Source organism: Bartonella sp. bp_1 (assembly GCF_055808085.1).
Map to the genome: position 1 here is coordinate 2,115,680 of NZ_CM147851.1, position 13,997 is coordinate 2,129,676.

The following is a 13,997-nucleotide window of genomic DNA, read 5'->3' on the forward strand; positions in this document are numbered from 1 at the left end:
ACTTTTATAATTTTATACCGACAGACACTCTTTCAAACGGCTGATCATCTGATGGAAAACTGTTGGATTATCAAGCGAACGCGCTAAAATAATCCCCCCCTGAATCATCGCAATGATATCCATCGCCTTTTGACCGGCTAACTGTTGGTCCAATCCCTTTTTTTGTAAGGCTTGCTGCAATGCGAGCGTCCATTGCGTAAAATAATGGCCAATAGTGTCGGCAAACTTATCCCGCGTTGCATCCAGAGAAAAAGCGCCAACAAGACAAATCTTCTCACCAGAGAGAAAATAGTCTTCGACCCGTTCTAACATAATCTCGATAGATGACACCGGATCATCTGTCTGCAGCGGTTTAAAAATATGGCTATCAAACCAGTTTTCGATGTCAGCCAGAACCGCATCAGCCATTTCATCCTTTCCACCGGGGAAAAGATTATAAAGGCTTCCCTTACCCAAACCGGTCTTGTCACTAATGACTTTAAGACTGGCACCTTCAAAACCATATTGACGGAAACATTCTGCCAATTGACGGATAATTTCACGCCTTTGAACATCTCCCTTAACCATGATCAGGTACAATCAATGGATATTGGCGGCAGCTTAGCCGATGATAGATATAGGCAACCAGAACCAGACAAACCGCACCGGCCAAAACAGGAATAAAGACAAAACTCCACGACGGCGATGATGCAAAGACCACTATCGGATCGGCACCCGCCGGTGGATGCGTAATGCGCAAGGCTGCCATAACCGCAATTGATAAACCGACAGCAATAGCAACCGCCCATAGTGTATCAGGCAAGACAGCATGGCAAACAAGACCGACAATTGTCGCCACAACATGCCCTAAAATAACATTCACAGGTTGCGATAACGGACTATTGTGGACAGAAAACAGCAAGACACAACTTGCTCCGAAAGGCGCGAACAATAATGGTGTACCGGCAAAGGTAACAAAAGTGGCAACCACTGCAATAGCAACAAACCCGCCACATCCTGCAAGCATGGCTGCACGAAAAGATACCGGCGCCTGATGGCGGTATAAAAAACCCATAAATAACACTCCTGGTTTATCTTCCACATATATTCGGAAATATAAATTTGTACTGATTGGTACAAAATATATCGAAGTGTCAATTCTTCTTTTATAAAAACTTTATACGCAGCATAAAAACAAAATGCCGGTGCAACAAAGGCACCGGCATCCATAATCATTCAGCAAAATGTGGAAAAAATCATTCGCCGCGGGCAAGACCCGACATCATACCGGCAGCAACACTGAACCGGGAAATATTCAGATCACCTTCAATTAAGGCGTTCATGCGGGTGATTGCATTCTCGACAATGACACCCTCCTTATCCATCCATGCCTGTACCGGATCTTTCTCCTTGCCATAAGTACGAATGACCTTCAGCACAATGGCACGCAGGCTTTCCGCAATCGTATCATTGGCCTGCGCCAATGCCATACCATCATAATAATCAACAACAGGAATGGAACGACCGGCATCCTCGATACGGTTGATACGGAACATTTCAGCAATAGCAAAATAGATATCGGCCGTTTTGACCAGATCACTTTTAGCCTGTCCCGCAACCAGCGCAATATCAGGAATAATCGTTGCAATCTCGAGGGTCGCCAGACGTGCTGCCAGTGCTTTTGGTGCCCCTTCCGTACTATAAAGGCGTGCCTTTTCATCCATCTGATTACGCAGATAGACCGGTACAATCTTAACTAGCTGCTTTTCAATTATCTGACGTGCCTGACGAATATCCTCCACCGCCTTTGCCAAACCGCCAGCCATATCAAGATTACGCAATATCCAGCCGGTTGTATTAAACAACATGGACATCACGGCCATATAGAAACGGTTTTGTGTATTACCTGAAACCTTGTTATCAAGCGCATCAATCTCGTCAAACAACGAGATCATGTCAAAACCATCCCGTACTGCAATATAGGCACGAATGACATCGGCCTGGGCCGCGCCTGTTTTATCCTGAAGCCGGTTGACAAAAGTCGGGCCACCCCGATTAACGACATCATTAGCCAGAAGGGTTGCGATAATATCACGACGCAACTGATGGCCTTCAATATCATCGGCATATTTTTTCTGCATTGCTGACGGGAAATAGCCAAACAAGGCTGTCTTGAAATAAGCGTCATCCACTAATGGACTTTTTGTCAATTCATCCTGCAATGTCAATTTGGCATAAGCCATGATAACCGCCAGCTCCGGTCGAGTCAGACCATTGCCTGCTGCCATACGGTCACGCAGAGCCTGATCGGAAGGTAGAATTTCCACCTGCCGGTCAAGCAACTTATGACGCTCCAGATCATTGATAAAACGTATCTGGTAAGGCAGATCAAGCACACCGCGCTTTTCGGCCAATGACAAGGTCAAAGGTTGCAGATAATTATTGCGCAGCACCAGCTTGGAAACATCGGGTGTCATCTCTTTCAATAATTTGTCACGGGCCTTGCGGGTCAAACGATCTGCCCGCATCGCAGAAGCCAACGCAATCTTGATATTGACCTCGACGTCGGAACAATTGACACCGGCAGAATTATCAATAGCGTCGGTTTCACAACGCCCGCCTTTCATCGCATATTCGATACGACCACGCTGGGTAACGCCAAGGTTGGCTCCCTCGCCAATAATACGGGCACGCACATCCGCACCTGTAATACGAATCGCATCATTGGCGCGGTCACCGACTTGTGCATCCGTTTCCGTTTCACTACGAATATAGGTACCGATACCACCAAACCACAACAGATCAACCTGTGCTTTCAAAATGGCCGTCATAATCTCGAAAGGTGTGCCGCTCTTTTTGTCAAACCCGATCGCCCGTGCCGCTTCCGGTGACAAGGTAATTGTCTTGAGCGAACGCGAAAAGACACCGCCCCCCTTGGAAAGCTTGGTCTTGTCATAATCCTGCCAGCTTGAGCGCGGCAGTTTGAATAGACGGGCACGTTCATTATAGGATTTGGTCGTATCAGGATCCGGATCAATAAAGATATCGCGATGATCGAAAGCAGCAATCAGCTTTGTCTGCTTCGACAACAACATGCCATTGCCGAAGACATCGCCTGACATATCGCCAACGCCGACACAGGTGAAACTTTCTTTTTGGATATCGCGATCCATAAGCTCACGGAAATGACGCTTGACCGCCTCCCATGCCCCTTTTGCGGTTATGCCCATTTCCTTATGGTCATAACCGGCAGAGCCACCGGAAGCAAACGCATCATCAAGCCAGAAATCCCGAGCCTGGCTGATAGCATTGGCTGTATCGGAAAAAGTTGCTGTTCCCTTATCGGCAGCCACGACAAAATAGGGATCATCCCCATCATGGCGAATAATGCCTTTTGGCGGCACAACCTTGCCATTAACAAGATTGTCGGTAATGGAAAGCATAGCCGAAATATAAAGAATATAAGCCTGACGGGCCGCTTCACCAACCAATGCACGATCATTGCTTTGTGGCAATTTATGCGGATAGAAACCGCCTTTCGAGCCAACCGGCACAATAACAGCATTCTTGACTTGTTGTGCCTTGACCAGCCCCAACACTTCAGTACGATAATCTGCACCGCGATCTGACCAACGGATACCGCCACGGGCCACCGGACCAAAACGCAGATGCACGCCTTCCACTTCCGGCCCATAGACAAAAATTTCACGATAAGGACGTGGTTCCGGCAAACCGTCAACCTGACGCGGATCAAACTTGATCGCCAAAATACGACATGGAGAACCATCCGCCTGTCGAAGATAGGCATTAGTACGCAGACTGGCAGCAATCAGATTACGAAACCGCCGCAAGATCACATCATCATCAAGACTTGGCACATTTTGCAATTCAAGTTCGATACGATTCTGGATTGTATTTTCTGTCCGCGTATTATCCTTGGCCTTGAATGCCGGATCAAACTTCAACTGGAAAAGCTGGTAAAGATCACGCGCGATCATCGGATAACTATTCAAAGCCTGAGCCAAACGGCTCTGTGAATAGGAAATGCCTGCTTGTTGCAGATACCGGCCATAGCTACGCAAAATAACAATTTCATGCCAGTCAAGCTTGGCCGTCTGTGTCAGCGCATTGAATGCATCATCAGCCGCATTTTCAGCCCAGATTGCCTCAAACGCCTCAGCCAGACGCTTGCCACTATCACTCAAATCAACAGGCTGACCATAGGCGTTGTCAATCTGCATATCATGAAGATAAACATTATGACCACGACCATCGGGCATTTCCAAAGTCTGTTCAGCAATCACCCGAAACCCCATATTCTCCAACAAGGGAACACGTTCGGAAAGTGCCAGAGCGCTACCACGGTGGAACAATTTCAAAGATGCTGAAAACGCCCCATCATCACGATGGTGGAAAAATTCGACATAAAGCGGATTGGCTTCATCCAGTGACAGAATATGGGCCGCATCCTGCAAGGCATTTTCCAGCCCAAAACCATTGCGATAGCTTTCCGGGAAAGATACCGCCAGCATTATCTGTTCCTGCGGTATCTTTGTATCATGGGCGGCAAGATAGATATTGTCTTCCCAATTGCGAATAAGCGCGCCAATATCGCCTTCAAGCTTTTGTCGCGAATATTGGGGTGCTGCCTCACTGCCCTTGCGATGGACAACATAATAGACACGTGTCAGGGCACCTTCGAGAAACAATGGCTGGAACTCGAAAAGATCCCCACCATAAATCTCCATCAAATAAGTTCCGATTTTCTCACGGATCGATGAATCATAACGATCACGCGGTACGTAGACCAGAACCGAGACAAACCGGCCAAATGGATCAGCATGGGCAAGTGCACGCACGCGCGGCACTTCACCAAGCTCCAGAATAAGACGGATATTTTCAACCAATGTATCAATATCGGCCCTAAACATTTCATCGCGCGGATAATTTTCCAGCACATTGATCAACGCCTTGCCGGAGTGGTCAGACGCATTAAAGCCAAGACGCTCGACTACGGCCTTGGCCTTCTGCTTCAAGAACGGCACTTTCAAGACAGAGCTGGTATAGGCAACCGATGTAAAAAGGCCGACAATGCGCAACTCACCCGTCAATTTTCCCTTATCATCAAACAGCTTGATGCCAATATAATCAAGCCATACCGGACGATGTACCATCGTTCGGCTGTTAGCCTTGGTTACAATCAGTATGTCATCACTTTCCATAAAGGAAAGAACTTCGCTTGGCGCCTCTTCAACCCGTGCATCACCGATAATACGTACGGATGCATCCGTTAGGATGCCCAGCTTCAAACCACTGGCCTTAAAAGCTGTTTGCGGATTTTTACCCTTTTTGAAGTCATAGGCACGCGCACCCAGAAAAGTAAAATTATTATCCATCAACCAGCGTAAAAATTCGACTGCCTGAGCAGCCTTTTCACGATATTTGGCTGGCACCTTCTTTTCATATTTTTTAGCCAGCCCTTCAACGCGTTTGAGTATTTCCGGCCAGTCCTCGACCGCAGCAGCCACCTGCATCAAAACATCCGACAGGGCTTTTTTTAGATCTTTGGTCTGGGCTTTAGATAAAAGCTGCATATGAATCTGCATCACACTGATACGACGTTTACCTTTCGGCGCTGATGATGTCGGAGCCTCTGCCGTCAGAACCAGTCGTTCCTTGCCCTCTTCCTGCAAGTCAAAAACCGGATGCACGACAAGATAAATCGGCACACGCGCTTCATTGATAACATTCATAACGGAATCAAGTAGAAAAGGTTTATTGTCATTGACAATCGTCAGAACACTGAGTGGTACACCCTCACGTTCCAAAGCCGCATTTTCAATACTAATATTCGGCTTGCCCGCTTTCTGACCGATTAACACCTCAAACGCCATATCTGCAGCTTTTATCAATGTCTCATTCTTATAGAGGCAACGGTCTTCCTCGGAGACCGATCCGAAAAGCAATGGTAATAGGCAGCCCGATTTAGGCTTTTTTCTTGAAATGGCAATATCGGTGAATGATTCCTGCGTGGTCTTGTTCATCAAGACAATCTCCCTATAACCAAAGTCTCGCTTTGCTGTTCCTCAAACCAGCATTTCTAACATATGGGACGAAAATGACCTGAAAAACACTGTTATTTTCAAAAACCTGCACTATTTTCTTCAAAAGTTTGTGTTTTTTATCAAAAATAAGCTAAAAATTCCGTTATTTTGATGAAAATCAATTCAACACCCCGCATACCAACCATAGCCCGTTTAAAAATAGATGCTTGTTAAGAACCGAATGAAGCGTTAAGTCACAATAAATGCTTCATACACCAAAGAGGCTGTCGTTATGACAATAAAAAAGTCGGTGCTTGTTATTTCCAGTCATGTCATACGCGGCTCTGTCGGCAGTCGCGGCTGTGTTTTTGCACTTGAATATTTCGGATTTCCGGTATGGTCTATGTTAACCGTCTCCATGACATGGCAGCCGGACCATGGAAAATCACACCGGCTGAATATTTCCGAACAGGATTTTCAGGGCTGGGCACAAGACATTCTCAAATCACCATGGCGTCATGAAATCGGCGCTGTTCTGACCGGCTATTTTGTCTCGCCTGAACAAGTTGCAATCGTTGCTGATCTTATCAATAAGCTAAAAGAGAAAAATGATGATCTTCTTTATGTCTGTGATCCAGTCATGGGGGATGAAGGTGGCCTTTATATACGCGAAGATACAGCAATCGCTGTACGCGACAAACTGTTGCCACTTGCCGATATTGCCAAACCCAATCGTTCAGAGCTTGAATGGATAAGCAATCGCAAGCTTGACGACAATCAAGCCATAATAGATGCAGCTCGCAGCCTTAAACGACCAACTGTATTAATAACATCGGCATGGCCGTTTTTAAAAAATAGCACCGGAAACCTGCTGGTAACACCGGATGATGCCATTCTGGCCGAACATCCTTTAGTTGATAACCCGGTTAATGGACTGGGTGATTTGACAGGCACGCTTTTCCTGGTACATCTTCTCAACGGACTGGATAAATTGGAAGCCTTACGACGGACAACAGCTTCTGTTTATAGCGTATTACAACATACTATGAAAAATGGCGGCTATGAACTGTTACGTGAATCATCGCTTAATGCCTTGAGTGAACCACTCACCCATATTGATCTGCGCCACATCGACAACAAAAAAAGTATAAAGAAAGCCTCTTCATTATGACAGATCTTCCCAAAAAGCTGCTTGATGGCTATCGCAATTTCATGTCCACCCGTTTTTCCAACGAGCGCTCACGCTACCAACATCTAGCCAAAGAAGGTCAGGCGCCGGAAACCATGGTCATTGCCTGTTGCGATTCACGCGCAGCACCGGAAAATATTTTCGACACCGATCCAGGCGAGATCTTTGTCATGCGCAATGTGGCCAATCAGGTGCCACCCTTCCATCCCGATGGTGAATATCACGCAACATCTGCCGCTCTCGAATATGCGGTTCAGGCTTTGCAGGTCAAACATATTATTGTGCTTGGCCATGGTCGTTGCGGCGGCATCCAAAATGCACTTGACCTTAAATCAAAACCTTTATCGTCTGATGACTTTATCGGCCAATGGATGGGCCTACTGGCACCGGCGGCAGAAAGCGTTGCCGCCAATAATCTCATGACAGCAGGGGAACGCCAGACAGCATTAGAACGTATTTCAATCCGTTATTCATTAGAAAATCTACGCACATTCCCATGGCTTAAAAAGCGTGAGGATGAAGGAACACTGACCCTGCATGGCGCATGGTTTGATATTTCAACTGGCGAATTATGGGTTATGGAAAAAGCAACTGGTGATTTTTTACGACCCGAACTTTGAAAACGACCATGAACAAATAAAGGAAACACCATGACAATTTCAGTGGCTTTTCCTTTTCTCTATATGACTGCCGGTATTCTAGTTACACATTTCAAGCTCGATAAAAAGGGGCATATCTGTTGGTTTGCATCCTCTGCCTTAACCAATATCGTCATTCCCATCGTCGTCGTCTATAATATCTTTTTTCACGAAAGCGGTGTTTTCATCATTATGATTTCCATAATGATGACCATGGCAATCATGCTCGCTGGCTTTTTCATTCTATCAAAAGATATCATCAAGAGCCTCTGCTTTTGTTATCTCAATATCGGCTGGCTCGGCATGCCACTGGTCGTTTCCCTTTATGGCGACCAGGCCGCCATGGTAATGATTGCCGCCTATGTTGGCAGCTCCGTTTTCGGCAATACAGCCGGAGTTGTCATGATGATTCGTGATGCCCATCTCATGGGCCGCCTGATCAAGACCTTCAAATCACCAATGATATTTTCTATTTTCATCGGCCTGGCACTTATTCCTATCAGCCATTTGATCGAACCAATTATCCATTATCCCTATCAAATCTCTAAAGTCGCCATGAGTGCTCTTGGCATGTTCGTATTAGGCTCATGGATAGCCGGAACAAAATGGTATAGCAAAAAAGAGTTATGGACGGCCTTGTGGATGGCAGCTTTACGCTTCATCTGTTTCTCATCGCTGATCAGCCTTGTTGTCATTTATGGCTATTACTTCAATATTGCCCTGATTAAAAATAATCTTGTCATCTTTTATTTTATCGGCCTTCTACCACCCGGTGCCGCCATTATTGTTCTAGAAACATATTATATGAAATCCGGCAGGTCGACATCACTTATATCCATCGGCACCATAATCAGTATCTTCCTGATTATGCTTTATGCCCTGATCACGACATGAGTTTCTATGAATAAAAAAACCGGTCTTTTAGACCGGTTTTATAAATGGCGGATAAGGCTTTTATCAGTTACCGTCAATCTGTTTGCCCATAATGGCAATTGCCTGCTGGTAGACACTGGCAGCATTCCAGCCCTGTATTGCCGAAAAATTCGGCTCGCCCAGCTGATAACCGGCGCCGGCACGCCAACCATGGCCTTTCAGGAAATTGGCTGTTGATGCCAATGCATCCGCCCGTGAATGGATCATGTCGATATGGCCGTTACCATCACCATCAGCACCATAAAGCAAAACATTTTTCGGCAAAAACTGCGTCTGGCCGATTTCACCATGCATCGCACCAACTGAATTAGGATCAAAATCACCACGATCAATCAGTTTCAATGCCGCATAAAGCTGTTCGGTAAAGAAAGCCGAACGACGGCAATCATAAGAAAGGGTTGCGACAGCCGACAATGTATGCTGCTTGCCCATATAAGAACCAAATGCGGTTTCCATACCCCAAATAGCGATAATCGGGCCGGCAGGCACACCATATTTTTGTTCCAGACGGGCAAAAAGGGCGGCATTTTGTTTCTTCATTATCTTGCCACGGGCAACAATGGATGCAGATCCACGCTTTTGCATGAATTGACTCAGGCTCAGCTTGAAACTTTTTTGTCCGCGATCGGCACTAATGGTTGCCTGCGAATATTTGACATTGCCAAGTGCTGCCATACCACGTTTGCCAACTCCTTGAGCCGCAGCTTCCTGCTTGAATTCGGCAAGCCAATTATTAAAGCCGGCAGAGTTATTGCCACATTTAGGTGCTGCAATAGCCGTTCCCAGCCCCAAAGCGAACCCCATAAAAATAACGCCCGTTTTGAGGGCCGCCTTATAAGACATTGTCAAATCCTTATCTCCTGACAACTTCATGCAATGATCCCTTTGCCATATAACAACTTTGACGAGAAAAAAAGAGGTTGGCGGCTTTTGCAGACATTAGCGAACTGAAAAAACTTGACTCTTTACCTGTTTTCCTATTTGAAGAGTATAAATCTGCGACAGGTATGCACTTGGAGCCACTGACCGGGACCCTTAACGGTATAAAAAGATCCCGGAAGTCAACACCCGACAGCGCGATGCGCCCTCGGGTGCCAAAAGCTTTTGACGTGTCTATAACCGCAAAATAATGCTGTCTTTTCAATATGGTTATCCATTTTGAAGAAAAGGCATAAAACTAAAGAGTGAAAGCATGTTTGAATCCTTGCAGGAACGCCTTGGTTCCATCCTGAATAATCTGACAGGCCGCGGTGCCTTGTCGGAACAGGATGTCACAAGTGCACTTCGCGAGGTACGCCGTGCCTTGATCGAAGCCGATGTGGCACTTGATGTTGTGCGCTCTTTTACCGACCGCGTCCGTGAAAAGGCTGTTGGTGCCAATATATTGAAGTCCATCAAGCCGGGACAGATGGTCGTCAAGATTGTTCACGATGAACTCATCGAAATGCTTGGTAAAGAAGGCGTTTTTATTGATCTAAACGCACCAGCACCGGTTGTAATCATGATGGTGGGTTTACAAGGTTCGGGTAAAACCACCACCTCGGCAAAAGTTGCAAAGCGCTTCACAGAAAAACAAAACAAAAAAGTTTTAATGGCGTCGCTGGATACCCGCCGCCCTGCCGCACAAGAACAATTACGCCAGCTTGGTGAACAGACACAGATTGCCACCCTGCCAATCATTGCCGGACAATCTCCGGTCGAAATTGCTGCGCGTGCCGTACAGGCAGCCAAACTCGGCGGCCATGACATTGTTATTCTTGATACAGCTGGCCGTACCCATATTGACGAACCGTTGATGGTGGAAATGGCCGAAATCAAGGCCAAGTCCAATCCACATGAAATTCTGCTTGTGGCCGATAGTCTGACCGGTCAGGATGCTGTGAATTTAGCACGTTCTTTTGACGAACGTGTCGGTATTACCGGTATTGTCCTGACCCGTATGGACGGTGATGGTCGCGGCGGCGCTGCTCTTTCCATGCGTGCTGTGACCGGCAAACCGATCAAGGCAATCGCCACCGGCGAAAAAATGGACGCTTTGGAAGATTTCCACCCCAAGCGTATTGCCGATCGTATTTTGGGCATGGGCGACATTGTCTCGCTGGTTGAAAAAGCCGCCGAAAATATCGATCAGGAAAAAGCTGCTGCCCTTGCCAAAAAAATGCAGGCTGGCAAATTCGATCTTGACGATCTGGCCGAACAATTAAAACAGATGAAAAAACTTGGTGGCATGGGCGGCATTATGGGCATGATGCCCGGTATGGGAAAAATGAAAGACCAGATGACTGCAGCCGGTTTGGATGATAGCATTTTCAACCGCCAACTGGCCATTATCTCGTCCATGACACGCAAAGAACGTGCCAATCCGGACATTCTAAAACATAGCCGCAAACAACGTATTGCCAAAGGTTCCGGCACATCAGCCGCCGACATCAACAAGCTTTTGAAAATGCATCGCCAGATGGCCGATATGATGAAAGCCATGGGCGGTAAAGGTAAAGGCGGCCTGATGAAGCAAATGATGGGCGGGCTGGGCGCAAAACTTGGTTTTGGCGGCGGCATGGGCGGCGGTATGCCTGACCTTTCTTCAATGGATCCTAAACAATTGGAGGCCTTGCAAAAACAGGCTGAAAGTGCCGGCCTTGGCAATAAATTGCCCGGTCTCCCCGGTAGTATAGGTGGCGGCCTTCCGAGTCTTTCCGGCGGCCCTAAATTGCCCGGCTTACCGGGCCTACCTAAAAAGAAATAAAAATCATGAGTGAAAATAAATTACCTGACGAACTTCTGGAACTGCGTGCATCTATTGATAATTTTGATGCCGCCCTCGTTCATATTTTGGCAGAACGCTTCCGCTGCACCAAAGCTGTAGGCATACTCAAAGCCAAATACCAATTGCCGCCTGCCGATCCTTCTCGCGAACAGCGTCAAATCATCCGGCTGCGCAAGCTGGCTGAAGAAAGCCATCTTGATCCTGATTTTGCAGAAAAATTTCTCAATTTCATCGTCAAGGAAGTTATCCGCCATCATGAAGATACAGCCTCTAAACATAAAGGCTAAAAATTGGTCGCAAGACCAGAACCGACAATAGGAGAAAAAATATGTCGTTGAAAATCCGTCTAGCCCGTGCGGGCTCCAAGAAACGCCCTTACTACCACATTGTTGTGGCTGACGTTCGCAGCCCACGCGATGGTCGTTTCATCGAAAAAGTTGGCTTCTGGAATCCGATGCTGCCAAAAGATGGTGATCGTGTAAAACTAGAAACAGCCCGTATCGAATATTGGTTGGGCCACGGCGCTCAGCCGACAGATCGCGTACTTCGTTTCCTTGACGTGGCCGGTCTTGTTAAGCGTCCAGCACGCAGTAACCCGAAAAAAGCCGAGCCAGGCAAAAAAGCTCAAGAGCGTATTGCTGCTGCAAAGCAGGCTGAAGAAGATTCAAAAGCTGCTGCTGAAGCCGCAGCCGCGGCTCCGGCCGTTGAAGAAGCTCCGGTAGAAGCCGTGGCTGAAGAAGCTGTTGCTACAACTGAAGCACCCGCTGAAGAAGCAAATGCCTAAAAGTAAATAGATAAACTTTAAAAAGGGACGCCTTGCGTCCCTTTTTTACAAATCAACTTAATATAAATTTTTATTTTCCTGTTTTGTATTCAGGAACAGCTTTTAGACATTGGTCGATAAAACACCCGATGTATAAGGTCCTAAAGAGTTGACCCGATAGAGCTTTTAATTCGACAACACCGATATTAAAAGCATCCTTTTACCAATATATTGAAATCCATTATATTGTACATGCCGAGCATAGTATCTTTGTCATCACCCACAAGCTGAAATGGCATAAACGGAGCGAGTAGAAATGAAGCGGGCTAAAAATCAAGATTGGCGCAATAAGCTTATTTTAGACAACGCACTCGATTATGCAATCATGACAGCTGACATGAACGGCCATATTCTAAGCTGGAGTTCTGGAGCCCAAAAATTGTTTGGCTGGAAAGAAACAGAAATTATCGGCCAACCATTAGACATTCTCTTCACGGATGAAGACCGCAAAACAGGGCAACCCGCAAAAAGACGAGAAATGGCAAGCCTTCATCATCTTGACCCTGTCGAACGATGGCATAAACGCAAAGATAATAGTTTCTTCTGGGCTTCTGGCGATCTTCAGGCCTTTTTTGACGATGACGGCAAACAACAGGGCTTTTTAAAAATTGTTCGTAATCGTACGTCTGAGCGTCAACAGGCTGAAGCCTTACGACTGTCGGAAGAACGGGTGCGTCTGGCACAAGAAGCTGCCGGTATCGGTGCCTTTGAAATTGATCTTGACCGTAAAATAATTGAACCGACAGAACAATTTTGCCGTCTTCTCGGCCTTGAAACACAAGCAGAAATGCCTTTTTCTCAATTTATTGACTGCCTCATCAACGACAAAAATAATCTCGCTCGGCAAATTCTTGAGACCATTGATGGTGAAAGCGCCATTCTGCATCTGGAGTTTCCCATCCAACGTATCAATGATCAGAAAATCCGCTGGATGGGCTATTGGGCCGAAGCCGCACCATCCAAACAGGCCGATAATAAATTCCACCGAATTCTTGGTGTTTTACAAGACGTAACAGAACGCCGTGAAGCACAGGAAAAACAGGCCATACTCTCGCAGGAATTAGCACATCGGGTTAAAAATATTCTCGCAATTGTACAAAGCATTGCCAATCAGGCATTGAACAATAATGCACCCGCCATTGAAGCCAAAAATGACTTTTCAACCCGTATTGCAGCACTTGCCCGTGCACAGGATATATTAACCCATGGTGCTGCCAAAAGTGCCGATTTGCAAACAATTGTTGAAGCCAGTCTCGATATACATGGTAGCAATCATCCACGTTTTACTATTGACGGCCCTAAAGTGAACCTATCACCACAAGCGGCCCTATCCATTGCACTAGCGCTACATGAGCTATCCACCAATGCTGTCAAATATGGTGCTCTGTCCATAATGGACGGCCGCGTTATCATCCATTGGTCAAAGCAAAATGATAACTTTACCTTTCAATGGCGTGAAGAGGGCGGCCCGAAAGTTGAAAAACCACGGCGAAATGGCTTCGGTTCAAAACTAATAGAACGCCTTTTACCAGCCAGCTTTAGAGGTACAAGCCAACTTGACTATAACCCAACAGGCCTTTGTTATCGTCTGGTTGCCCCGATCCATAATGATGTCTTTCCATGA

Annotated in this window: 11 protein-coding genes; 7 read left to right on the top strand and 4 right to left on the bottom strand. The window is 46.5% G+C overall.

The features are described 5' to 3' along the window. Positions 1-12: 12 nt before the first annotated feature. The 3 genes from ACYZ97_RS10575 to ACYZ97_RS10585 form a co-directional block, all read right to left on the bottom strand. On the bottom strand, positions 13-567 hold the full coding sequence (locus ACYZ97_RS10575) for a TetR/AcrR family transcriptional regulator (protein ID WP_473298721.1): 555 nt from the start codon (positions 565-567) through the stop codon (positions 13-15). Next, the gene (locus tag ACYZ97_RS10580; RefSeq protein WP_473298722.1) at positions 560-1,054 is read right to left on the bottom strand and encodes an HPP family protein; all 495 of its coding nucleotides are present in this window, start codon (positions 1,052-1,054) and stop codon (positions 560-562) included. Before ACYZ97_RS10580 ends, ACYZ97_RS10575 begins: the two co-directional genes overlap by 8 nt. Before the next feature lie 181 nt (positions 1,055-1,235). Beyond that, complete coding sequence (locus ACYZ97_RS10585; RefSeq protein WP_473298723.1) at positions 1,236-6,023, bottom strand: NAD-glutamate dehydrogenase; 4,788 nt, start codon at positions 6,021-6,023, stop codon at positions 1,236-1,238. Positions 6,024-6,315: 292 nt separating this feature from the next. Between ACYZ97_RS10585 and pdxY the strand changes: the two genes are divergently transcribed. From pdxY to ACYZ97_RS10600, 3 genes are read left to right on the top strand one after another with little or no spacing between them, the layout of a single operon-like run. Beyond that, positions 6,316-7,194, top strand: coding sequence for a pyridoxal kinase (pdxY, locus tag ACYZ97_RS10590; protein WP_473298724.1), 879 nt, complete (start codon positions 6,316-6,318; stop codon positions 7,192-7,194). Then, positions 7,191-7,832 carry a carbonic anhydrase gene (locus ACYZ97_RS10595; protein WP_473298726.1) on the top strand — a complete coding sequence of 214 codons (642 nt, stop codon included), beginning with the start codon at positions 7,191-7,193 and terminating at the stop codon, positions 7,830-7,832. The genes pdxY and ACYZ97_RS10595 overlap by 4 nt, the downstream gene beginning before the upstream one ends. 30 nt (positions 7,833-7,862) lie before the next feature. Beyond that, positions 7,863-8,744 carry an AEC family transporter gene (locus ACYZ97_RS10600; RefSeq protein WP_473298727.1) on the top strand — a complete coding sequence of 294 codons (882 nt, stop codon included), beginning with the start codon at positions 7,863-7,865 and terminating at the stop codon, positions 8,742-8,744. 63 nt (positions 8,745-8,807) lie between these two features. Here the strand turns inward: ACYZ97_RS10600 and ACYZ97_RS10605 are convergent, their stop codons facing one another. Beyond that, entirely contained in the window at positions 8,808-9,626 is an 819-nt protein-coding gene (locus tag ACYZ97_RS10605; RefSeq protein ID WP_473300689.1) for a lytic murein transglycosylase, read from the bottom strand. 349 nt (positions 9,627-9,975) lie between these two features. Here ACYZ97_RS10605 and ffh point away from each other — a divergent pair, with 349 nt between their 5' ends. From ffh to ACYZ97_RS10625, 4 genes are all read left to right on the top strand, one after another. Further along, positions 9,976-11,529, top strand: coding sequence for a signal recognition particle protein (ffh, locus tag ACYZ97_RS10610; RefSeq protein WP_473298728.1), 1,554 nt, complete (start codon positions 9,976-9,978; stop codon positions 11,527-11,529). A 5-nt stretch (positions 11,530-11,534) separates the two neighbouring features. Next, the gene (locus ACYZ97_RS10615) at positions 11,535-11,837 is read left to right on the top strand and encodes a chorismate mutase (protein ID WP_473298729.1); all 303 of its coding nucleotides are present in this window, start codon (positions 11,535-11,537) and stop codon (positions 11,835-11,837) included. A gap of 41 nt (positions 11,838-11,878) precedes the next feature. Continuing rightward, on the top strand, positions 11,879-12,334 hold the full coding sequence (gene rpsP, locus ACYZ97_RS10620; RefSeq protein ID WP_473298731.1) for a 30S ribosomal protein S16: 456 nt from the start codon (positions 11,879-11,881) through the stop codon (positions 12,332-12,334). A 295-nt stretch (positions 12,335-12,629) separates the two neighbouring features. Then, positions 12,630-13,997 carry a sensor histidine kinase gene (locus ACYZ97_RS10625; RefSeq protein WP_473298733.1) on the top strand — a complete coding sequence of 456 codons (1,368 nt, stop codon included), beginning with the start codon at positions 12,630-12,632 and terminating at the stop codon, positions 13,995-13,997.

Coding starts and splice junctions, on each gene's coding strand:
- ACYZ97_RS10575 (WP_473298721.1), bottom strand. CDS start 567: ATGGTTAAGGGAGATGTTCAAAGGCGTGAAATTATCCGTCAATTGGCA.
- ACYZ97_RS10580 (WP_473298722.1), bottom strand. CDS start 1,054: ATGGGTTTTTTATACCGCCATCAGGCGCCGGTATCTTTTCGTGCAGCC.
- ACYZ97_RS10585 (WP_473298723.1), bottom strand. CDS start 6,023: ATGAACAAGACCACGCAGGAATCATTCACCGATATTGCCATTTCAAGA.
- pdxY (WP_473298724.1), top strand. CDS start 6,316: ATGACAATAAAAAAGTCGGTGCTTGTTATTTCCAGTCATGTCATACGC.
- ACYZ97_RS10595 (WP_473298726.1), top strand. CDS start 7,191: ATGACAGATCTTCCCAAAAAGCTGCTTGATGGCTATCGCAATTTCATG.
- ACYZ97_RS10600 (WP_473298727.1), top strand. CDS start 7,863: ATGACAATTTCAGTGGCTTTTCCTTTTCTCTATATGACTGCCGGTATT.
- ACYZ97_RS10605 (WP_473300689.1), bottom strand. CDS start 9,626: ATGTCTTATAAGGCGGCCCTCAAAACGGGCGTTATTTTTATGGGGTTC.
- ffh (WP_473298728.1), top strand. CDS start 9,976: ATGTTTGAATCCTTGCAGGAACGCCTTGGTTCCATCCTGAATAATCTG.
- ACYZ97_RS10615 (WP_473298729.1), top strand. CDS start 11,535: ATGAGTGAAAATAAATTACCTGACGAACTTCTGGAACTGCGTGCATCT.
- rpsP (WP_473298731.1), top strand. CDS start 11,879: ATGTCGTTGAAAATCCGTCTAGCCCGTGCGGGCTCCAAGAAACGCCCT.
- ACYZ97_RS10625 (WP_473298733.1), top strand. CDS start 12,630: ATGAAGCGGGCTAAAAATCAAGATTGGCGCAATAAGCTTATTTTAGAC.